The sequence below is a fragment of the Pseudomonas svalbardensis genome, from assembly GCF_030053115.1.
GTDB lineage: Bacteria > Pseudomonadota > Gammaproteobacteria > Pseudomonadales > Pseudomonadaceae > Aquipseudomonas > Aquipseudomonas svalbardensis.
Genome location: NZ_CP125619.1, coordinates 1,794,530 through 1,815,253, shown reverse-complemented (window position 1 = coordinate 1,815,253; position 20,724 = coordinate 1,794,530). Strand labels below are relative to the sequence as shown.

Sequence of the window (20,724 nt, the reverse complement as noted above, 5' to 3'; positions counted from 1 at the left end):
CTGCTCGCGATAGCGGTGTGTCAGTCAACATCTTAGTTGCCTGACACACCGCTATCGCGAGCAGGCTCACTCCTACAAGGGGTTTGTATGAATCCTGAAATGACAAACCCGGCACATGGCCGGGTTTGTTGTTTCTGCGCTTTGCACTTACTTGGCAGCGGAACCCGCAGCCTGCAACGCATGCCGGTCACGACGTTTGTTCTTGATGCCGTAGCAAATCCACATGAACGCGACCCACACTGGAATCGCATACACCGAGATCTGAATCCCCGGAATCAGCAGCATCACGCCCAGAATGAACACCACGAACGCCAGGCAGATGTAGTTTCCGTACGGGTACCAAAAGGCCTTGAACAGCGGCGTCTGTTTGGTCTTGTTCATGTGCTGGCGGAACTTGAAGTGCGAGAAGCTGATCATCGCCCAGTTGATCACCAGGGTGGCAACCACCAGCGACATCAACAGTTCCAGCGCGTTTTGCGGGATCAGGTAGTTCAGCAATACGGCAATCAATGTCACCGCCGCCGAAGCAAGGATCGAACGCACTGGCACGCCGCGCTTGTCGATCTTCGACAAGGCTTTCGGCGCATCGCCCTGCTCGGCCATGCCCAGCAGCATGCGGCTGTTGCAGTAGGTGCCGCTGTTGTACACCGACAATGCCGCGGTCAGGACGACGAAGTTGAGGATGTGCGCAGCGGTGTCACTGCCAAGCATCGAGAACACTTGAACGAACGGGCTGCCGCTGTAGGAATCACCCGACGCGTTCAGGTTCGCCAACAGGCTGTCCCATGGCGTCAGCGAAAGCAGGATAACCAACGCACCGATGTAGAAAATCAGGATCCGGTAGATCACCTGGTTGATGGCTTTCGGGATCACGGTTTTCGGCTTGTCGGCTTCAGCTGCGGTGAAACCGAGCATTTCCAGGCCGCCGAAGGAGAACATGATGATCGCCATGGCCATCACCAGGCCGCTGACACCATTCGGGAAGAAGCCGCCGTGGGCCCACAGATTGGTCACCGACGCTTGCGGGCCGCCGTCGCCGCTGACCAGCAGGTAGCTACCCAGCGCAATCATGCCGACGATGGCCACGACCTTGATGATCGCGAACCAGAACTCGGCCTCACCAAAGACTTTGACGTTGGCCAGGTTGATCAAGTTGATCAAGACAAAGAAGCCGGCTGCCGAGACCCAGGTCGGGATGTGTGGCGCCCAGTAGTGGATGTATTTGCCGACCGCGGTCAGCTCCGACATGCCCACCAGAATGTACAGAATCCAGCAGTTCCAGCCCGACAGGAAGCCCGCGAAACCGCCCCAGTATTTATGGGCGAAGTGGCTGAAGGAGCCGGCGACTGGCTCTTCGACGATCATTTCGCCTAGCTGGCGCATGATCATGAAAGCAATGAAGCCGCAGATGGCGTAGCCGAGGATCATCGACGGGCCGGCGGATTTCAGTACACCGGCCGAGCCGAGGAACAGCCCGGTACCGATCGCGCCACCGAGGGCGATCAGTTGAATGTGGCGATTTTTCAGGCCGCGTTTCAGCTCGCCTGAATGCGAGTTTTGTCCACTCATGAAAAGGGTCTCACGCAAGGTTTGATGATGTTCGTTAGACGTTGCTGCTCGGTTGCGATTTCAAGCAGCGCCGATCAAACCCCAGCGAAGGCAAAAGGAGTTCAGCGTTTTTACAACGGTCATGCGTCACCTGTTTGTTTTTATCTGTGACGAAATCGAACCCGACACGCTTGTGGCGAGGCGGAGTGAACAAGGCGGATAGCCTTGAGGTTTGCGCAGATGCGCAGGAGGTCACAGTTAAAACGCGGCGCATTGTACACCTGTAACCCCCTGCTGCCAGACACCGCTGGATCAGCGTGTCATTTGCCGGGATTGCCTGTGTCCGCCTCGAGGGTCTCGGGCGGCTGCAAAAATAGAGTCAGACCTTTGCGGGTCATCGACGGGAACGGCGGAAAAACCGCCCCACGGGGAGAAATGGAGATGAATCACGGCGTACATTGCGCCTCCTTCTTGTTATGCACCTGCACGACAGGCATGGGGCGCATCTCACCCTTCAACCGCGCCTGAAACAAGCGGGCCAGAGCCTTGCGGAAGGGTTGATTGGCTATTAGGCGGAAGGTTTTCCTTACATCCCTTCCGCAAGCGTCAAACCAAGGGCTTTGAGGCTTGATTTCGTCAGTATTTCTTTACATGCCGTAACGTAAATTTTCCGAATCAGATCTGACTGTAGGCTGACTGCAAATTGACGGTAGGACGTTTCCTTAGGGAAAGGTCGAGTTAGTTTTTTGTTTTTTATTAACAAATTGCTTAACTAAAAACAGAATAAAAAGTTCAAACAAATCTTATTTGATTATTTTGTTGCAATTTAAAAACCTCTGAACTAGGTTTTCAGCGACTTGCCGAGACGCATCAATCAGCAAGTTGGCGGGTTATTCAATGACTGAAAACGCGCCGCAGCACTTACCGAAAAAGTCATCTAGGAGATTCACAATGCAAGCACTTGAAAAAGACTTGGAAACTGAACTGCAACTGGACGATTGGTTTGAAGCACCGACCCATGACGCCGCCGTTGAAATGATGCAAGCCGATGCGGTTGTTCCGTTCGGCACGGCGATGTGGCCTCTGTAAGACATCCCGGCAGGCACGATCCGGCCGGTTGTGCCTGCCACTTTTTCTCGGTTTGTCAGGGAGGACTACATGGATAAGCAACGCGCCATTTCGCATTTCCTTTACTACCTCGAACATCACCCTGCCCTTGCCGGCATCAACCCGGCGAAGGTCTTGCTCGGCCACACGGCTGATTACCAGGCACTGACGGGCGCCATCGCCGAACAGGTCGGCAACAGCCCACGGTTCAGCTTCAGCGCGATGCGACTGGACCTGGAACCTACGGAATTGCTGGCCCAGGCGATTACCGACAGCGATCTGTACATTTTCTTCTACGACTCTTCCACCCTGCCCAACCCACGCCCCGACGGCCCGGAATTTGTCCGCGCGCTGCAAGGCGTCATGGCCGATAACTGGAAGAAGTCGCTGCTGTTCAAGGATTACGGCGATTACTTCTACGACACGTTCAGCGTCACCCCGCAGCGCATTGCCGGGTTGAACAGCCATTTGATCCAGCGCATGTCCCATGCCACCACGTTAAGTTTCAAAGATGATCACGGCTCGTGGTTCGAAACACCGTTGAGCAGTATCAAGAAGTGGACCGACATCAACGGTGTCGGCAACTTCGATCTGGCGCCCGGTGAAATTGCCACCCACAGCGAGGCCATTAACGGCCGGGTCAAGTTCATGGGGACTTTTCTCAGCACCATTCCATTTGCCCGCAAATACGGGGTGCTCGAGTCGCCGCTAGAGTTGTGGATCGAGAACTCGACCATCAGCAAAATCGCCACCGATGTGCCGGGGCTGGAACATGACTTCAACAAGTACCTGGAGGCCAATCCATCCAATCGGCGGATTGAGGAGTTGGGGATTGGCACCAATGAAGGCGTTAAGGCGTTGTATGCGCGCAATGCAGGGTTTGAGGAGCGCCATTGCGGGTTGCATCTGGGATTGGGGGGGGGCGCGAAGGGTAGCCATCATCTGGACCTGATCTTCTCCAGCGGCGTGTTGGCGCTGGATGATGAGCCGGTGTTTGATGGGCGGTTTGTGTTCTGACTGATCGTTCCCACGCTCTGGTCTGCACCCCATCAGTTGTGTCCAACTTTTGGGGTGCAGACCAGAGCGTGGGAACGATCAACCAATTTTGCCAGACCAAAAAAAACGCCAACCCGAGGGTTGGCGTTTTTCATGTGGCGCTTACCGATTACTCAGGTTTGCGACGACCGAAGCCTGGACGTTGGCCCGAACCGGCTGGCGCACCACGGCGTTTGCCCGATGGTGCGTCCTTGTCGACCAGAACGATGCCTGGACGCTTCTTCGCCGGTGCCTTGGCCGGACGCTTGGTGTCGGAAGGACGGTCTGCCACCGGGGTACCGCGACCCGACTCACCACGAGACTCGCCACGACCGGCTGGAGCACCGCGATCGCTACGACCACCGCTTGGTGCACCACGGCCTTCGCCGCGCTCGGCGCGACCATTGGCCGGACGTGGCGTGCGTGGACCGCGCTCGCCGTCAGCACGAGGTGCTGCTGGCTTGCGGGCGGGGCGCTCGCCTTCGATTTGCGGTTCACGGGAGTCACGCGGTGTAGCAGCGGTCTGGTTACCGATGGCTGGACGCAACGAACGCACGCGCTCGGTCTTGCCCATTGGACGCGACGATTTACGCTGCATGCGGTCGAGCTTGTCTTTGCTCTTGGCGTTCATCTGCGGCATGGCCACAGGCGTCAGGCCAACTTCAGCACTCAGAATGTCGACTTCGTACTGGCTCATTTCGCGCCAGCGGCCCATCGGCAGGTCGGAGTTGAGAAACACCGGACCGAAACGCACACGCTTCAGACGGCTGACCACCAGGCCCTGGGATTCCCACAGACGACGAACTTCGCGGTTGCGACCTTCCATCACCACGCAGTGGTACCAGTGGTTGAAACCTTCGCCGCCTGGCGCCTGCTTGATGTCGGTGAACTTGGCCGGGCCGTCTTCGAGGACGACGCCTGCTTTCAAACGCTCGATCATCTCGTCATCGACTTCGCCACGCACACGTACCGCGTATTCACGGTCCATTTCGTAGGAAGGGTGCATCAGGCGGTTGGCCAGCTCACCGTCGGTGGTGAACATCAGCAGGCCGGTGGTGTTGATGTCCAGACGACCGATGTTGATCCAGCGACCTTCTTTCGGGCGCGGCATCTTGTCGAAAACGGTCGGACGGCCTTCCGGATCAAGGCGGGTGCAGATTTCGCCGTCCGGCTTGTTGTACATGATCACGCGGCGTACCGACTCGGCGGCTTCTTCGCGCTTGATCACCTTGCCATCAATGGTGATGGCGTCGTGCATGTCGACGCGCTGCCCGAGGGTGGCGTCTTTGCCATTGACCTTGATGCGGCCGTGGCTGATCCAGGCTTCTACGTCACGGCGCGAGCCGACGCCGATACGGGCGAGGACTTTCTGCAGTTTCTCGCCTGCTGGGCCGATTTCCTGGTCGTCTTTCTGGTCTTTGATACTCATCTGGGCACCTCCCGGTGTGGTCTGTTCAGGCAGCTCTGAAGTGAGGGTCCTGAAGAGTTGAAAGCTGGTACTTGGGCGAAGGGATCGCCGAAGGGTCGCGAATCATACGCTCATGGGAGCGTTCGCGCATCAGAGACTAGCTGATCAATGGAGACTTACTTGTTTTTCCGCCGACCGGTGGCGCCAATTTCGAATTCAATACAGATCCAATGTGGGAGCGAGCCTGCTCGCGATAGCGGTGTATCAGGCAGCAATGATATTGACTGACACTCCCTCATCGCGAGCAGGCTCGCTCCCACAGGATCCGAGTCAATCTTCGAACTGACGACGCTCGGCCTCGATTGCTTCTGCCAAAGCTTTGGCTTCGGCTTCTTCGTCGGGCAACTCGGGCTCAGGTTTCGACTGTTCGAGCGCGGCGACAGCGGCCAGGAGTTTTTCGCGAGCCTCGGCAACGCCAAGCACATCATCTTCTTGCTCTTCTTCGACCGTGGCTTCGGGCTCGACCTGAAGTTCAACTTCGATGTCAGGTTCAGATTGATCCACGACCTCTTCGGTCTCGGTCACCTCACCATCGCGCAACAAATCGTCGAAATCGGTCTTGAGCCCCTCCTCCATGGTGTCCAGCTCCAGTAATAGCGTATGGAAACTGGTTTCTTCCTTCGGTTCTTCCGGCTCGGCGCTGGCGTCGGCCAACTCCTGCAGTCCGGCAGGCACCGGCGCGTCGTCAAAGTCGAGCACCGGATCAGGCTCAAGCTCGCGCAATTCGGCCAACGGCGGCAAATCGTCGAGGTTTTTCAGGTTGAAGTGATCGAGAAACGCCTTGGTGGTCGCAAACATCGCCGGCTTACCCGGCACGTCGCGGTAACCGACGATACGGATCCACTCGCGCTCCAGCAAGGTTTTGACGATGTGACTGTTGACCGCCACGCCCCGCACGTCTTCGATCTCGCCCCGTGTGATCGGCTGGCGATAGGCGATCAGCGCAATGGTTTCGAGCATGGCGCGGGAATAGCGCTGCGGCCGCTCTTCCCACAAACGTCCTACCCACGGCGAGAACTTTTCGCGGATCTGCAGACGATACCCGGAGGCCACTTCCTTCAGTTCGAAGGCCCGGCCGTCGCAGGACTTGGCGAGAATCGTCAGGGCTTTCTTGAAGACTGGCGGCTCCGGCCGCTCGCCCTCTTCGAAGAGTTCGAACAGGCGTTCAAGCGATTGCGGTTTTCCCGAGGCCAACAGAAAAGCTTCAAGCAGTGGCGCCAGCTCGCGGGGTTCAGTCAGGTTCATGATTCAACTCGTTATTCGGCTCGGGCCCGCACGTGGATCGCTGCGAACGGCTCATTCTGCACCAGCTCGACCAAGGATTCCTTGACCAGTTCGAGAATCGCCATAAAGGTTACCACCACCCCCAGACGTCCTTCTTCAGCGGTGAACAGCTCGGCAAAGGGCACGAAACCGCCGCCCTTGAGGCGTTCCAGCACATCGCTCATGCGTTCGCGGGTGGACAGCGCCTCGCGGCTGACCTGGTGACTTTCGAACATGTCGCCACGGCGCAGGACCTCGGCCATGGACAACAGCAGCTCTGAAAGACGCACGTCTGGCAACAGCTTGCGTGCCCGGGCTTCCGGGGCGTCGAGCTTGGGGACGACCACGTCACGACCCACACGGCTCAGGCCATCGATGCCTTCAGCAGCAGCCTTGAAGCGTTCGTACTCTTGCAAGCGGCGGATCAGTTCAGCGCGGGGGTCGTCTTCTTCGGCCTCGATCGTTTCGGCACGCGGCAGCAGCATCCGCGATTTGATCTCGGCCAGCATCGCGGCCATGACCAGGTACTCGGCGGCCAGTTCCAGGCGCACCGATTGCATCAACTCGACATAGCCCATGTACTGCCGGGTGATTTCCGCCACCGGGATGTCGAGGATGTTGATGTTCTGTTTGCGGATCAGGTACAGCAGCAAATCGAGGGGGCCTTCGAAGGCTTCAAGAAAAACCTCAAGCGCGTCCGGCGGAATGTACAGGTCCAGCGGCATTTCCATGACTGCCTGGCCATAGACCATCGCGAAGGGCAGCTCTTGCTGGGCTCCGGCCTGACTGTCGACAACGGGTTCTACTGCAGACATCTACGCCTCGGCCATGAACGGCGTCGGGTCGCCGCAACCAACGCGGATCACTTCCGGCTCGCCGTCGGCGAGGTTGATCACGGTGGACGCCTTGATCCCGCCGAAACCGCCGTCGATGATCAGGTCGACCTGATGCTCGAGCAACTGGCGCATTTCATAAGGATCGGTCATCGGGTCGGTGTCGCCGGGCATGATCAGCGTCACGCTCATCAGCGGTTCGCCGAGTTCTTCCAGCAGCGCCAGGGCAATCGGATGGCTCGGTACGCGCAGGCCGATGGTGCGTTTTTTCGGGTGCAACAACAGCCTCGGGACTTCACGGGTGGCGTTCAGAATGAAGGTGTAAGGCCCAGGCAGGTGAGCTTTAAGCAGGCGGAAGGTGCCGGTATCGATCTTGGCAAACAGCCCCAGTTGCGACAGGTCGCTGCAAATCAGCGCGAAGTTGTGTTTTTCGTCCAGCTGTCTCAACCGGCGCACGCGCTCCACGGCATTCTTGTCGCCGATCTGGCAACCAATGGCGTAGGACGAGTCTGTGGGATAAATCACCACCCCGCCGCTGCGGATGATCTCGACAGCCTGTTTGATCAGGCGCGCTTGCGGGTTTTCCGGATGAATCTGGAAAAATTGACTCACATTCTCTACCTGTTCAGACGGCGGCAATAATTGGGTCATGTTTGAATCGACACCACAGTGGTGGCAAATCCTCCGGAAGCGGGCGGTATTCACCGATCTCGGACCAGCCTCCAGGGCCATGAAAATCACTGCCGGCGCTGACCAGCAGACCGAATTCACGGGCGAGAATCGCCAGGCTGCCCACTTGCTCGGCGGGCTGATGGCCATTGACCACTTCGATCGCGTGGCCCCCTGCTTGAATATAGTCGGCAATCAGCCGGCGACGTTTGCTGCGAGTGAAATCGTAGTGCCACGGATGCGCCAGGCTGACCCAGGCCTTGGCAGCGCGCAGGGTTTCGACCGTGTCTTCCAGGGTCGGCCAGTGTTGCTTGACGTCCCCCAGCTTGCCGGCGCCCAACCATTTGCGAAACGCTTCGGCGCGATCCTTGACGAAACCTTCACGCACCATCCAGTCGGCGAAATGCGGGCGGGCCGGCGCATTGCCGCTGTCGCCCAGTTCCTGCTGGATGGCCCGAGCCCCTTCGAGCGCGCCCGGCATGCCTTTAAGCGCCAACTTGCGGCTAATTTCTTCGGACCGTAACCAGCGGCCATCGTGCAATTTTGCGATGGCCTCGACCAACGGCGCGGCATTGACATCAAATCCGTAGCCCAAAACGTGAATGGTCGCGCCGCCCCAGGTGCAGGACAATTCGACGCCATTGACCAATTGCATCCCCAGCGCGGTCGCCGCACTGCGAGCCTCTTCGAGGCCTTCAAGGGTGTCATGATCGGTTAAGGCCAGGACTCGCACGCCTTTCTCGAACGCACGCGCAACCAGTACTGCAGGCGCGAGAGCGCCATCGGAGGCCGTGCTATGGCAGTGCAAATCAACATTCACAGGACTTTTTTACCTCAAATCAGCTGGCGCTATCGCGCGCCCATATGTTTGTTATTATGCCGCCACATCCTGCTTCTGGCTGCCACTGTGAAACAATTCATCGATTTCATCCCGCTTCTGCTGTTCTTCATCGTCTTCAAACTCGATCCCCGGGTCGTCGACATTGCCGGCCACGAGGTAACTGTAGGCGGTATTTACAGTGCCACCGCCATGCTGATCATCAGCTCCCTGGTGGTTTACGGCACGCTGTTCATCAAGCAGCGCAAGCTCGAGAAGAGCCAGTGGCTGACCCTCATCGCCTGCCTTGTCTTCGGCAGCCTGACCCTGGCGTTCCACAGCGAAACCTTCCTGAAATGGAAAGCCCCGGTGGTGAACTGGCTGTTCGCCCTGGCGTTCATTGGCAGCCACTTCGTCGGTGAGCAACTGCTGATCAAACGCATCATGGGCCACGCGCTGACCCTGCCGGAGCCGGTCTGGACCCGCCTGAACATCGCCTGGATCGGGTTTTTCCTGTTTTGCGGTGCCGCCAACCTGTTCGTCGCGTTCACCTTTCAGGACTACTGGGTCGACTTCAAAGTCTTCGGCAGCCTGGGCATGACGCTGCTGTTCCTGGTCGCCCAGGGCATTTATTTGTCCCGCCACCTGCACGACGCCGATACCACAACGCCAAAAACCGAGGACTGACATGCTTTACGCAATCATTGCCACAGACGTCGCCAACTCCCTGGAAGCCCGCCTGGCCGCACGGCCTGCACACCTTGAGCGCCTGCAAGTGCTCAAAGGTGAAGGTCGCATCGTGTTGGCCGGCCCACACCCGGCGGTCGACAGCAATGATCCGGGCGCTGCGGGTTTCACTGGCAGCCTGATCGTCGCCGAATTCGATTCCCTGAGCGCCGCCCAGGCCTGGGCCGACGCCGATCCGTATATCGCGGCAGGCGTCTACGCCAACGTTTCGGTCAAGCCGTTCAAGCAAGTCCTGCCTTAATATCCCTCCAGCGCGATGAACCTTATCGGTTCATCGCGCTCTCAACGCTCATTATTCTCGTTTACCGGCCGACAACCTGCCCAATACTCGTATTGGAATCAGGAGTGGCGATGCGCAAAGGTCCGTTGTGTCTGATGTTGGTGACGTTGTCGATTGTGGCCCCTGCCCACGGTGAAGAAAGCGTCGAGGGCGGCAGCTCGACGCCGCTGTCGCTGAGCGCCGGCAGCCAGATCACCGAGTTGCAACAGCGCTTGAAGGTAAGCGAACAGCAACGAGAAGAACTGAGCAAACAACTGCAAAATACCGATGCCGAACGCGAAAGCGCCCAGCTGAGCCGGTTGCGCCAAGAGAATCAGCGCCTCAAGCTGCAACTCAAGGAAGCCCAGGCCAGCAGCCCGCTGCCGCGTCTGTTGACCGATCAGCAACAGTGGTTCGTCATCGGTGCCGGAGTAGCGCTATTGGCGCTGCTCTGCGGTATCTTCGCCAGTGGTGCCACCAGAAAACGTAGGCAATGGCTAAATTGAGTGAGTCATGAGCGAGCTGTTATTAATTGATGATGACCAGGAGCTGTGTGAGCTCCTGAGCAGTTGGTTGAGCCAGGAAGGCTTCCAGGTCCGCGCCTGCCACGATGGTCAGAGCGCCCGTCGCGCACTGGCCGAAACGTCGCCGGCAGCCGTGGTACTGGACGTGATGCTGCCCGACGGCAGCGGCCTGGAACTGCTCAAGCAATTGCGCAGCGATCACCCGGACTTGCCGGTGCTGATGCTCTCGGCCCGCGGCGAGCCGCTGGACCGCATCCTCGGCCTGGAGCTCGGCGCCGACGACTACCTGGCCAAACCGTGCGATCCACGGGAACTGACAGCCCGCTTGCGCGCCGTGTTGCGCCGCAGTCATCCGACAGCAGTCTCCAGTCAGCTCGAACTGGGCGACCTGTGTTTCAGCCCGGTACGTGGCGTGGTCAGCATCGATGAACAGGAATTCACCCTCACCGTTTCCGAAAGCCGTTTGCTCGAAGCCTTGCTCAAGCAACCTGGCGAGCCGCTGGACAAACAGGAACTGGCGCAAATCGCCCTCGGCCGCAAGCTGACGCTGTACGACCGCAGCCTGGACATGCACGTCAGCAACTTGCGCAAGAAGATCGGCCCGCACCCCGACGGTCGCCCACGCATCGTGGCCCTGCGCAGCCGTGGTTATTACTACAGCCTCTGAAACCCAACGCGCCCTCTTGTAGCAGCTGTCGAGCCCCAGCGAGGCTGCGCAGCCGAACGCAGCCTCGCGGGCTCGGCAGCTGCTACACAAGTTATGTTTCGTTAGATAAATCGGCGAAAGTGTTGGATTTGTCAGGCCAATCTGAAATCGTCTTTACCCAAGCTTTACGCTCCGCTGACCGCCGCTGACCTTGATCTCCGTAATCTGTACTCATCCGGAACGTACCGGGAACGAGACAAGGAGATTCACCATGCGCAAGACTCTTATCGCTCTGATGTTCGCTGCCGCCCTGCCGACCGTTGCCATGGCCATGCCTGAAGGTGCCGGCCCGATGGGTGGCCCGATGGACGGCTCACGCCATGGCGGTCAGATGCACGGCATGCACGGCAAAGGCCCGTACAGCCAGCTGGACCTGAGCCGCGAACAGCGCGAGCAGATCCGCAAAATCATGGGCGAGCAGATGCATGAGCGTAAGCAAGTGGTCGACAAGTACCTGGAAAAACTCTCGCCAGCCGACCAGAAGGCCATGAAAGATGAAATGGCGGCCAACCACAAGAAAGCAGAAGCTGACGTGCGTGCCTTGCTGAAACCGGATCAACAGAAGCAATTCGACGAGATCCAGAAAAAACAGGCTGAGCGTCGCGCCGAATGGGCCGAGTTCAAGGCCTGGAAAGCGCAACAGCCGCAAAAGGCGCAATAATGTTTTAGCGTCATACAACAGCCCAACGGTTAATCGCCGTTGGGCTTTCTTTGCTTGAGGATTTTCTGTGCGCTCATTGTTCTGGCGTATTCTGGCCAGCTTCTGGTTGGCCATCGCTCTGGTTGCAGGGCTCTCCATTCTGCTGGGGCACATGCTCAACCAGGACGCGTGGATTCTCAGTCGCCATCCCGGCCTCAACACCTTGGCCGAACAGTGGACGCAAACCTACGAATCACAGGGTGAAGACGCGGCCCAGGACATTCTGGAACAGCGCAAGCGCCAGTATCACATCGACGTTCAAGTGCTCAACGAGAGCGGTGATCCGGTAGTGCGCGGCACCTTCCCACGCAGGGCGGCTGCCTTCGAAGCGCGGCAGAACAACGATGATCGCCGCCTGCCATGGCGTCGTCTGACCGCGGAATACACCAGCGAAAAAACCGGCGACACCTACCTGCTGATCTATCGAATTCCGCACCCGGAACTGGACTCATGGCATCGCGAAAGCCTGCTCTGGCCATTGAGTGCGCTGGGTATCGCGCTGGTGGTGCTGACCTTGTTCAGTCTGTTGGTGACGTTGTCCATTACTCGCCCACTCAACCGCTTGCGCGGCGCGGTGCATGATCTGGGGCAAACCACTTACCAGCAGAACAGCCTGGTGAAACTGGCCAACCGCCGCGATGAGTTCGGCGTGCTGGCCAACGACTTCAACCGCATGGGCGCGCGTCTGCAAAGTTTGATCGGCAGTCAGCGGCAGTTGCTGCGGGATGTATCCCATGAGCTGCGTTCACCGCTTGCCCGGCTGCGCATTGCGCTGGCACTGGCCGAGCGGGCCAACCCTGAAGAACGGGAAAAACTCTGGCCGCGCCTCACTCGGGAGTGCGACCGACTGGAAGCGCTGATCAGCGAAATCCTGGTACTGGCGCGGGTCGATGCCGACAACGCCAGCGCCGAAGAGGTTGATCTCAATGCGCTGCTCAACACACTGCAAAAGGATGCTCAATTGGCTTCGCCCGAACAGAACGTGCGCCTTGAGGCCGAGCCGCAGCTGAACCTCAAAGGCTGGCCAACGATGATCGAGCGCGCCGTCGACAACCTGCTGCGCAATGCTCAGCGGTTCAACCCGGTGGGGCAATCGATTGAAATGCAGGCGGTGCGTCAGGGTGAGCGGATTGTGGTCAGTGTGCGTGACCATGGACCGGGCGTAGAGGCTGCGCATTTGAGCCAGTTGGGTGAACCGTTCTACCGGGCGCCGGGGCAGACGGCGGCCGGGCATGGTTTGGGATTGGCGATTGCGCGGCGTGCGGCGGAACGGCATGGCGGGAGTCTGGTGCTGGCCAATCATCCGGATGGCGGGTTTATCGCCAGCCTGGAATTGCCTCTGGTGCCGGGAGTCGCCTCTTAGGTGATCGTTCCCACGCAGACCAGAGCGTGGGAACGATCCTTACTTACCTTCCGGGCCAGACGCTGACAAATTCCGCCAGATCAACCTTCTCCGCCACCCGCGGTTCCTTCTGCGGCGTGCCGAGATAAAGAAACGCAATCACCTCTTCCCCTTCAGCCAGCCCCAACCCCTTGGCCACATGCGCCGAATACGCCAGTTCACCCGTGCGCCACACCGCACCAATCCCTTGCGCATAAGCCGCCAGCAAAATCCCGTGAGCCGCACAACCCGCCGCCAGCAGTTGTTCGGACTTCGGATACTTGACGTGATCCTGCAACCGCGCGATCACCACAACCACCAGCGGCGAGCGCAGTGGACCGTTACGCGCCTTGTCCAGCGCCGCCTCGGACACCTCACTGTCCTGCAGCTTCGCCGCTTCGGCCAGCAACTCGCCCATTTGCTCGCGCGCCGCGCCTTCGACTGTCAGGAAGCGCCAAGGCTGCAAGTGGCCATGGTCTGGCGCTCGCATCGCAGCGCCAAACATCACTTCGCGTTGTTCTGCGGTCGGTGCCGGTTCGAGCAGTCGTGGAACGGAAACACGGTTGAGCAAAGCGTCGAGAGCCTGCATCGGCCACCTCCTGAAAAAAATGTTTGGCTATTCTAGGGCCTGCCATCAATTATTGCCTGCGCCGCGTTGTCGCCTGAAAGCGGGCCAGGCAAGGCGCAGTCCGCCGGTAATGGTCGTTCCCTTGCCAAGGACTGCAACGCAGCCTGGCCCGCTTTCAGGCACAACCCGAAGGGCCGGGCCTGCTGTTGTGCAGGGCTGCGTTGCTCGGAGCTTATTTGGAATGACCAAACTACGCTCCTCGCGCCTTGCCCTGCACAACAGCAGACCCGGCGCGGCACAGGCAATAATTGATGGCAGGCCCTGCAACTGCGCAGGCGGCGCCGGTTTACATGCCCTGCCCCGCAGGTAGAATGGCGCCCTTCCCTATTCCAGCCCGAGCGGACTTCATGGCGTTGCCGACCTTACGGATTATTGGTTTCATCATCGGCATCTTCCTGATCACGCTGGCCATCGCCATGGTCGTGCCCATGGCCACCCTGGTGATTTTCGACCGCACCAGCGACCTGCCATCGTTCCTCTGGGCGAGCATGATTACCTTCGTCGCGGGTTTGGCCCTGGTCATCCCCGGTCGTCCCGAACACATTCACCTGCGTCCGCGAGACATGTACCTGCTGACCGTCAGTAGTTGGGTGGTGGTGTGCATCTTCGCTGCGCTGCCATTCCTGCTGACCCAGCGCATCAGCTACACCGACTCGTTCTTTGAAAGCATGTCCGGCATCACCGCCACCGGGGCGACGGTGCTCAGCGGCCTGGACACCATGTCCCCCGGCATCCTGATGTGGCGCTCGTTGCTGCACTGGCTCGGCGGCATCGGCTTTATCGGCATGGCGGTAGCGATTCTGCCACTGCTGCGCATCGGTGGCATGCGGCTGTTTCAGACCGAGTCGTCGGACCGTTCCGAAAAAGTCATGCCCCGTTCGCACATGGTGGCGCGTTTGATCGTTGCGGCCTACGTCGGCATCACCATTTTCGGCAGCCTCGCGTTCTGGTGGGCCGGGATGAGCCCGTTCGATGCGATCAACCACGCGATGTCAGCGATTTCCACCGGCGGTTTCTCAACGTCCGATCAGTCTCTGGCCAAGTGGCCGGAGCCTGCAGTGCATTGGGTCGCGATCGTCATCATGATTCTTGGTGCCCTGCCGTTCACCCTGTATGTCGCAACGTTACGCGGTAACCGTCGGGCACTGATCAAGGATCAGCAGGTTCAAGGCTTGCTCGGCATGTTGCTGGTGACCTGGCTGGTGCTCGGCACCTGGTATTGGTGGACCACCCAGCTGCATTGGCTGGAAGCCCTGCGGCATGTGGCGTTGAACGTGACCTCGGTGGTGACGACCACCGGTTTCGCGCTCGGGGACTACAGCCTGTGGGGCAATTTCTCGCTGATGCTGTTCTTTTACCTGGGTTTTGTCGGCGGCTGCTCGGGCTCGACGGCTGGCGGGATCAAGATTTTCCGCTTCCAGGTCGCGTACATCCTGCTCAAGGCCAACCTTAACCAGTTGATTCACCCGCGCGCGGTGATCAAGCAGAAGTACAACGGTCACCGCCTCGACGAAGAGATCGTGCGTTCGATTCTGACCTTTTCCTTCTTCTTCGCCATCACCATCTGCGTGATCGCGCTGCTGTTGTCGCTGCTCGGCGTGGACTGGATGACCGCCCTCACCGGCGCGGCCGCCACGGTCTCCGGCGTCGGTCCGGGACTGGGCGAGACGATTGGCCCGGCGGGCAACTTTGCCACCCTGCCGGACGCCGCCAAGTGGATTCTCTCGTTCGGCATGCTACTGGGCCGACTCGAGATCATTACGGTGTTTGTTCTGTGTATTCCGGCGTTCTGGCGTCACTGACAGGCGCAGGCGCGCCCATCAGCCGCGTCCGGTACTCGCCGGGGGTGGCGTCGAACCAGCGGCGGAAAGCGCGGAAGAAGTTGCTCGGATCGGCGAACCCCAGCAGGTAGGCAATTTCCAGCAGGGTCATGGTCGGTTGCGCCAGGTATTGCTCAGCCAGTTCACGTCGCGTGTCGTCCAGCAACGTCTGAAAACTCGTGCCCTCTTCCTGCAAGCGTCGCTGCAAGGTGCGTTGCGACAGGTGCAACGTCTGCGCCACGGTATCGCGCTTGGGTTCGCCCTGGGGCAGCAAACGGCATAGCACCTGCCGCGCCTTGTGGGTCACGCGACTCTCGGAAAACCGTGCCAGGTACTCACCGGCAAACCGGTCATGCAGCAGCGCCATCGCCTCGTTGGCGGTAGGCAGCGGTGCTTCCATGTCGGCGCGCTCGAAGATCAAGGCGTCATAAGGCGCGTTGAACACCAAAGGCGCATGGAAGGCTTTTTTATAGGGTTCGAGATCGGCGGGTTCATCGCCCTGCACCAGCACCTTGCGCGGTTGCAAGGTGCGCCCGGTCAACCAGCCGCACAGCGCCAGGGCACAGGCCAGTGACGCTTCGGCACTCTGCCGGGTCGGTGGCAGATGGTCACCGTGGACCGTCAGAATCAGCGCGTAGCCTTCTTCCAACAATCGGAAACTCAGGTCGGCACTTTCCGCAATGATCCGCTGATAGCGCACCAGCCGTTGAAAGCCTTCAGCCAGGGTCTGGCTGGACATCAAGGCGTAGCCCGCCACATGGAAGGAGGCCGGTCGCACCACCTTGCCCATGTTCAGGCCAATCGCCGGGTTGCCGGACAGCTCAACCGCGCGCTGCCACAGTCGTGTCATGGAATCTTGCGGGAAGCGCGCGTCTGGATCATCCAGTGCCGCGTAGTCGAGCCCCAGCTGCTTGAACAGAACCCGGCAATCCAGGCCGTCCATCTCCAGTGCTTTGACAATCCCCATCGCCCAGCTTGCAGAAGTCGTTCGTTCGCTCATGTCGTCCACTTACATGATGAGCCGCATGCTACGGCCAATTTCCGAAGGATACTAAAGTGGCGCCTATAGTCACTGGCTGATGCCAATGATCACTCTAGACTCAAATAAGCTACCCGCAGAACAACTTGCAGTCAGAACAATAACCACAGAGATCGCAGTCGTGGAAAACATCAAACGTTTCAACAGCTTCGCTGAGTTCTACCCGTATTACCTCAGCGAACACAGCAACAGCACCTGCCGACGATTGCACTTTATCGGCACGACGCTGGTTATTTTCATTCTGGCCCTGACCATCGGCAAAGGCGCCTGGCTGCTGTTGTGGGCTCTACCGCTGGCGGGTTACAGCTTCGCCTGGGCCGGACATTTTTTCTTCGAGAAGAACCGTCCTGCGACCTTTCAACATCCGTATTACAGCCTGCTCGGCGATTTCGTCATGTACCGAGACATGATTCTGGGTCGCGTGCCGTTCTAGGCGCAATGAACCACAGGAGGACAGCCGATGAATGCCCATGCCCGTTTCACCCACATGCAGGACGGCACGCAGGAAGACTGGGCGATCATCGCCGCAGACTTCAGTGCCTATGCGAGGCAATTGCCGACACGGATTGTGGCGCACCTGAAATTACTGGAGGGTGATTTTGGCGGCTTCCCGGTGGATCGTCTGACCCATTCCCTGCAAACCGCCAGTCGTGCCTGGCGTGATGGCCGCGATGAAGAATACGTAGTCTGCGCGCTGCTTCACGACATCGGCGACACCTTGGGTTCCTACAACCACCCGGACATCGCTGCGGCAATCCTCAAGCCGTTCGTCAGCGCCGAGAACCTGTGGATGGTCGAGAAACACGGAATTTTCCAGGGGTATTACTTCTTCCATCATCTAGGGATGGACCGGCATTTGCGCGAGCAATTCAGCGGGCATCCGCAGTATCAGGCGACCATTGAGTTTTGCGCCAAATATGACGCTGCAGCGTTTGATCCGGCGTATGACACGCTGCCGCTGAGCTTCTTTGAACCGATGATGGAACGGTTGTTTGCTCAGCCGAAGTATTCAATTTACAAGGCGGCGATGGAAGAACATTCGCCAGCCTGAAAACTGCTGGGGACTGCTGCGCAGTCCATTCGCGAGCAGGCTCGCTCCCACAGGTGACCGAGTTCTTTCAGGAAAATACGATCAAAAATGTGGGAGCGAGCCTGCTCGCGAAGAGGCCCGTCCATACACCTTGTTCTTAAGCCGGCTCCGCGACCTTAATGGCCTTCAACTCCGCCTCCCGCGCCTGGGCTTCCGCCAATCGATACAACTCGATTGATCCGTCCCAATGCTCGATCAGCGCGGTGCACGACTCCACCCAATCCCCGCAATTGAGGTAATCCACCCCGCCGACCTTGCGAATTTCGGCATGGTGAATGTGCCCGCACACGACACCGTGCAACTCGCGTTTGACGCACTCGTGAGCGATGGCTTCTTCGAAATCGCTGATGAAGCTGACCGCGGTTTTGACCTTGTGCTTGAGGTAGGCCGACAGCGACCAGTAACCGTAGCCATAGCGTGCGCGCCAATGGTTGAGCCAGCGGTTGAGGGTCAGGGTGAATTCATAGGCCGAGTCGCCGAGAAAGGCCAGCCAACGGTGATACCTCGTGATCACGTCAAACTGGTCGCCATGAATGACCAGCAGATGGCGACCATCGGCGGTCACGTGCACGGCTTCATCCACCAGTTGGATATTGCCCAGAATCAGCTTCGAATAGCGGCGCAGGAATTCGTCGTGGTTGCCGGTGACGTAGATCACCTCGGTGCCGCGCTTGCTCATGGTCAGCAGGCGGCGGATCACATTGGTGTGCGCCTGAGGCCAGTACATGCCGCCGCGCAGCTTCCAGCCATCGATGATGTCGCCGACCAGATAGATCTTGTCTGCGTGGTAGCCCTTGAGAAACTGCGACAGGTGTTCGGCCTGGCAATCCCGGGTGCCCAGATGCACGTCGGAAATCCACAAGGTTCGCACACGTTGCTTACGACTGGGTTTGGCGAGCTCGGCGCTGGTCATGGGCAACCCTCTGCAAAAGTTTTTGCAACTTTGCGCCGGTCGGGTTAATTGCCCATGACAGTGGCGAGTCAGTCCTGTGACAGCGTCCCACGATTACCCTCGGTGTAGACTGGCAGCCAAGCCCTGGAGACCTGCGATGAGACCGATCCTCACGCTACGCCAATACACTCATGACCTGATCGTCCATAGCCACGACCACGCGCAACTGGTGTTCGGGCTGTCAGGCTCGCTGGATTTCGAGGTCGACGGGCGTGGCAGCCAGGTGGTCCAGCAGAGTTTCGTGGTGGTGCCGTCCGGTTTCCATCATGCCTGCGGTAGCGCCAATAGCAGCCGTTGCCTGGTACTGGATGTGCCCAGCGACCAATGGGTTTCTCAGTCCCTGGGTGATCACGCCGAAGCCAGTCGTCGTTTACTCGACAACGCCGGTCGCCTGTCGCTGGATGCCGGGCAAAGCCAATTGGTCAGTTGGTTGGCGGGCAGTCAGGTCAGCGATCCACTGATCGCGCAACAAGGCGCGGTGTTGCTGCTGGCCAGCCTCAACAACGCCAAACTCGAGATCGTCGGCGGTCGGCGCCTGCCTTATGCGGCGCTGAATGCGCACATCGATCAGTACGCAGCCTATCCACTTCAAGTCGCCGATCTGGCGCGTATCGCCGGTCTGTCCAGCGCTCGGCTGCATGCACGGTTCGTTGCTGAATGCGGGCAGACGCCGATGGATTACATCCGCAGTCGACGCTTGCACATGGCCGTGGGCTTGTTGCGGGATTCGGCGCTGCCGATCGGCGAGATTGCCAGTCGGGTCGGTTACAGTTCGCAGAGTGCCTTTGCGGCGGCGGTGTTGCGGGAGTTTGGTGCATCGCCCGGCAAGTTGCGGCGCGAGGCTGGCGACAAAAGGCAATAGTTTGCCGACAGACACAACTGGGGTTTTCACGGTTCAATGCAGGAGCTGCCGAAGGCTGCTCCTACATCTTTGTTCGCTTGTTGTTAAGGATTGCAATGACTCCCCGTACCGCCCTTGGCGCTTTGCATATTGGCGCATTGATGTTCGGCCTCACCGGCGTCTTCGGCAAACTTGCTGCCGCCTCCCCCGCTGTCATCGTCTTCGGGCGTGCCGCGTTTGCCGTGCTGGCGTTAGCCGTTTTTGCGCGGTTCGCCAGCACTACTCGCTGGCAGAAACTCGAGGCTGTGGACTGGCGCCGACTGTTGCTCAGCGGTTTGCTGCTGGCCGGACACTGGGTGAGTTTTTTCATTGCAGTGAAGGTCGCAGGCGTGGCAATCGCGACCCTGGGTTTCGCCAGCTTCCCGGCGTTTACCGTGATCCTTGAAGGGTTGATCTTCCGCGAGCGAATTCGCGCCAACGAAATCCTGCTGGTAGTGCTGGTCAGTGTCGGGCTGGTGCTGGTCACCCCTGATTTCGACCTGGCCAGCGGCGCCACCATTGGTCTGCTGTGGGCGGTGGGCTCAGGTTTGCTGTTCTCTCTGCTATCGCTGACCAACCGCGCCAGCTCCGGGCGAATCCCGGCGGTGCAGGCTGCGCTGTGTCAGAACGTGGTGGTCGCGTTGTGCCTGCTGCCGGTGGCGGCACCGCAGTTGAGCGAAGTGAGCGCCATCGACTGGCTGTGGATCGGCTTGCTCGGGGTGTTCTGCACCGGCGTCGCTCACAGTCTGTTTGTCGCCAGCCTGGCAGTGATCAAAGCGCGGACCGCGGCAGTGGTTTTCGCTCTGGAGCCGGTTTACGGCATCACCGTGGCCTGGCTTCTGTTTGATGAAGATCCGACACTGCGCATGCTGATCGGTGGCGCGTTGATCATCGTGGCGATAGTGGTCTCCAACCGACTCTCGGGCGGCTCAAGCAAGAAGACCGTTGCGGCAGAAGCCGCCTCTCACTGAGTGCGGTCGTTGTGCCCCAGGTCGCGGTCCGGATCAATTTGATCACGGACCCGCTGCTTCAGCACTTTGGCCTCCGGGAAACCGCCATCACCCTTGCGCTCCCAGATCTGCACATCGTCACAGAAAATGTGGAACACCCCACCGGTGCCAGGCACCAGCGACACTTTGCCAAGGTCGTCACCAAAGGTGCTGAGCAGTTCCTGGGCCAGCCAGGCAGCACGCAACAGCCACTGGCATTGCGTGCAATAAGTGATGATTATTTCCGGTTTGCGTGAAGTCATGATCGG

At 59.2% G+C, this 20,724-nt stretch carries 23 protein-coding genes; 13 read left to right on the top strand and 10 right to left on the bottom strand.

Going from position 1 to position 20,724, the window contains the following annotated elements:
* Window positions 1–147: 147 nt before the first annotated feature.
* Window positions 148–1,569, bottom strand: a complete 1,422-nt coding sequence (locus QFX16_RS08255; protein ID WP_283183542.1) for an amino acid permease — start codon at window positions 1,567–1,569, stop codon at window positions 148–150.
* Window positions 1,570–2,499: 930 nt separating this feature from the next.
* Here QFX16_RS08255 and QFX16_RS08250 point away from each other — a divergent pair.
* The gene (locus QFX16_RS08250; RefSeq protein WP_008156111.1) at window positions 2,500–2,637 is read left to right on the top strand and encodes a hypothetical protein; all 138 of its coding nucleotides are present in this window, start codon (window positions 2,500–2,502) and stop codon (window positions 2,635–2,637) included.
* Window positions 2,638–2,706: 69 nt separating this feature from the next.
* Window positions 2,707–3,672 (top strand): M29 family metallopeptidase, encoded by a 966-nt coding sequence (locus QFX16_RS08245; RefSeq protein WP_283183541.1) that lies wholly within the window; start codon window positions 2,707–2,709, stop codon window positions 3,670–3,672.
* Window positions 3,673–3,820: 148 nt separating this feature from the next.
* Here QFX16_RS08245 and rluB read toward each other — a convergent pair whose 3' ends face one another.
* From rluB to QFX16_RS08220, 5 genes are all read right to left on the bottom strand, one after another.
* Window positions 3,821–5,119, bottom strand: coding sequence for a 23S rRNA pseudouridine(2605) synthase RluB (rluB, locus tag QFX16_RS08240; RefSeq protein ID WP_283183540.1), 1,299 nt, complete (start codon window positions 5,117–5,119; stop codon window positions 3,821–3,823).
* A 309-nt stretch (window positions 5,120–5,428) separates the two neighbouring features.
* Window positions 5,429–6,403, bottom strand: coding sequence for an SMC-Scp complex subunit ScpB (gene scpB / locus QFX16_RS08235; RefSeq protein WP_283183539.1), 975 nt, complete (start codon window positions 6,401–6,403; stop codon window positions 5,429–5,431).
* Between the two features lie 11 nt (window positions 6,404–6,414).
* Window positions 6,415–7,236, bottom strand: coding sequence for a segregation and condensation protein A (locus tag QFX16_RS08230; RefSeq protein ID WP_008156118.1), 822 nt, complete (start codon window positions 7,234–7,236; stop codon window positions 6,415–6,417).
* On the bottom strand, window positions 7,237–7,866 hold the full coding sequence (locus QFX16_RS08225) for an L-threonylcarbamoyladenylate synthase (RefSeq protein ID WP_033056081.1): 630 nt from the start codon (window positions 7,864–7,866) through the stop codon (window positions 7,237–7,239). It abuts the gene before it with no gap.
* Window positions 7,867–7,879: 13 nt separating this feature from the next.
* A complete protein-coding gene (locus QFX16_RS08220) occupies window positions 7,880–8,743 on the bottom strand; it encodes a PHP domain-containing protein (RefSeq protein ID WP_283183538.1) in 864 nt (287 codons plus the stop codon).
* Window positions 8,744–8,830: 87 nt separating this feature from the next.
* On the opposite strand from QFX16_RS08220, the gene QFX16_RS08215 reads away from it, so the two are divergent.
* The 6 genes from QFX16_RS08215 (at window position 8,831) to QFX16_RS08190 (ending at window position 13,039) form a co-directional block, all read left to right on the top strand.
* Window positions 8,831–9,427, top strand: a complete 597-nt coding sequence (locus QFX16_RS08215) for a septation protein A (RefSeq protein WP_283183537.1) — start codon at window positions 8,831–8,833, stop codon at window positions 9,425–9,427.
* Window position 9,428: 1 nt separating this feature from the next.
* Entirely contained in the window at window positions 9,429–9,728 is a 300-nt protein-coding gene (locus tag QFX16_RS08210; protein WP_008156126.1) for a YciI family protein, read from the top strand.
* A 110-nt stretch (window positions 9,729–9,838) separates the two neighbouring features.
* Window positions 9,839–10,252 carry an SH3 domain-containing protein gene (locus QFX16_RS08205; protein WP_283183536.1) on the top strand — a complete coding sequence of 138 codons (414 nt, stop codon included), beginning with the start codon at window positions 9,839–9,841 and terminating at the stop codon, window positions 10,250–10,252.
* A gap of 7 nt (window positions 10,253–10,259) precedes the next feature.
* Window positions 10,260–10,937 carry a response regulator transcription factor gene (locus tag QFX16_RS08200; protein ID WP_008010984.1) on the top strand — a complete coding sequence of 226 codons (678 nt, stop codon included), beginning with the start codon at window positions 10,260–10,262 and terminating at the stop codon, window positions 10,935–10,937.
* Window positions 10,938–11,187: 250 nt separating this feature from the next.
* Window positions 11,188–11,637: an LTXXQ domain-containing protein gene (locus tag QFX16_RS08195; RefSeq protein WP_017337134.1), complete on the top strand. Its 450-nt coding sequence runs from the start codon at window positions 11,188–11,190 to the stop codon at window positions 11,635–11,637.
* A gap of 67 nt (window positions 11,638–11,704) precedes the next feature.
* Window positions 11,705–13,039, top strand: coding sequence for a sensor histidine kinase (locus QFX16_RS08190; protein WP_283183535.1), 1,335 nt, complete (start codon window positions 11,705–11,707; stop codon window positions 13,037–13,039).
* Window positions 13,040–13,082: 43 nt separating this feature from the next.
* On the opposite strand, the gene QFX16_RS08185 is transcribed toward QFX16_RS08190, so the two are convergent.
* Window positions 13,083–13,646, bottom strand: coding sequence for a nitroreductase family protein (locus QFX16_RS08185; RefSeq protein WP_283183534.1), 564 nt, complete (start codon window positions 13,644–13,646; stop codon window positions 13,083–13,085).
* A gap of 386 nt (window positions 13,647–14,032) precedes the next feature.
* On the opposite strand from QFX16_RS08185, the gene QFX16_RS08180 reads away from it, so the two are divergent.
* Window positions 14,033–15,487, top strand: coding sequence for a TrkH family potassium uptake protein (locus QFX16_RS08180; protein ID WP_283183533.1), 1,455 nt, complete (start codon window positions 14,033–14,035; stop codon window positions 15,485–15,487).
* On the opposite strand, the gene QFX16_RS08175 is transcribed toward QFX16_RS08180, so the two are convergent.
* Window positions 15,444–16,505 carry an AraC family transcriptional regulator gene (locus tag QFX16_RS08175; protein WP_283183532.1) on the bottom strand — a complete coding sequence of 354 codons (1,062 nt, stop codon included), beginning with the start codon at window positions 16,503–16,505 and terminating at the stop codon, window positions 15,444–15,446. The two genes, QFX16_RS08180 and QFX16_RS08175, sit on opposite strands and share 44 nt — an antisense overlap.
* A gap of 160 nt (window positions 16,506–16,665) precedes the next feature.
* Here QFX16_RS08175 and QFX16_RS08170 point away from each other — a divergent pair, with 160 nt between their 5' ends.
* The gene (locus tag QFX16_RS08170) at window positions 16,666–16,977 is read left to right on the top strand and encodes an Mpo1-like protein (protein ID WP_283183531.1); all 312 of its coding nucleotides are present in this window, start codon (window positions 16,666–16,668) and stop codon (window positions 16,975–16,977) included.
* Window positions 16,978–17,004: 27 nt separating this feature from the next.
* Window positions 17,005–17,595: an HD domain-containing protein gene (locus tag QFX16_RS08165; RefSeq protein WP_283183530.1), complete on the top strand. Its 591-nt coding sequence runs from the start codon at window positions 17,005–17,007 to the stop codon at window positions 17,593–17,595.
* A gap of 136 nt (window positions 17,596–17,731) precedes the next feature.
* On the opposite strand, the gene QFX16_RS08160 is transcribed toward QFX16_RS08165, so the two are convergent.
* Window positions 17,732–18,547, bottom strand: coding sequence for a UDP-2,3-diacylglucosamine diphosphatase (locus tag QFX16_RS08160; protein WP_283183529.1), 816 nt, complete (start codon window positions 18,545–18,547; stop codon window positions 17,732–17,734).
* Window positions 18,548–18,683: 136 nt separating this feature from the next.
* Here QFX16_RS08160 and QFX16_RS08155 point away from each other — a divergent pair, with 136 nt between their 5' ends.
* On the top strand, window positions 18,684–19,448 hold the full coding sequence (locus QFX16_RS08155; protein ID WP_283183528.1) for a helix-turn-helix transcriptional regulator: 765 nt from the start codon (window positions 18,684–18,686) through the stop codon (window positions 19,446–19,448).
* A gap of 95 nt (window positions 19,449–19,543) precedes the next feature.
* Window positions 19,544–20,437 (top strand): DMT family transporter, encoded by an 894-nt coding sequence (locus QFX16_RS08150; RefSeq protein WP_283183527.1) that lies wholly within the window; start codon window positions 19,544–19,546, stop codon window positions 20,435–20,437.
* Here the strand turns inward: QFX16_RS08150 and QFX16_RS08145 are convergent.
* Window positions 20,431–20,718 (bottom strand): Rdx family protein, encoded by a 288-nt coding sequence (locus QFX16_RS08145; RefSeq protein WP_283183526.1) that lies wholly within the window; start codon window positions 20,716–20,718, stop codon window positions 20,431–20,433. The two genes, QFX16_RS08150 and QFX16_RS08145, sit on opposite strands and share 7 nt — an antisense overlap.
* Between the last annotated feature and the right edge of the window lie 6 nt (window positions 20,719–20,724).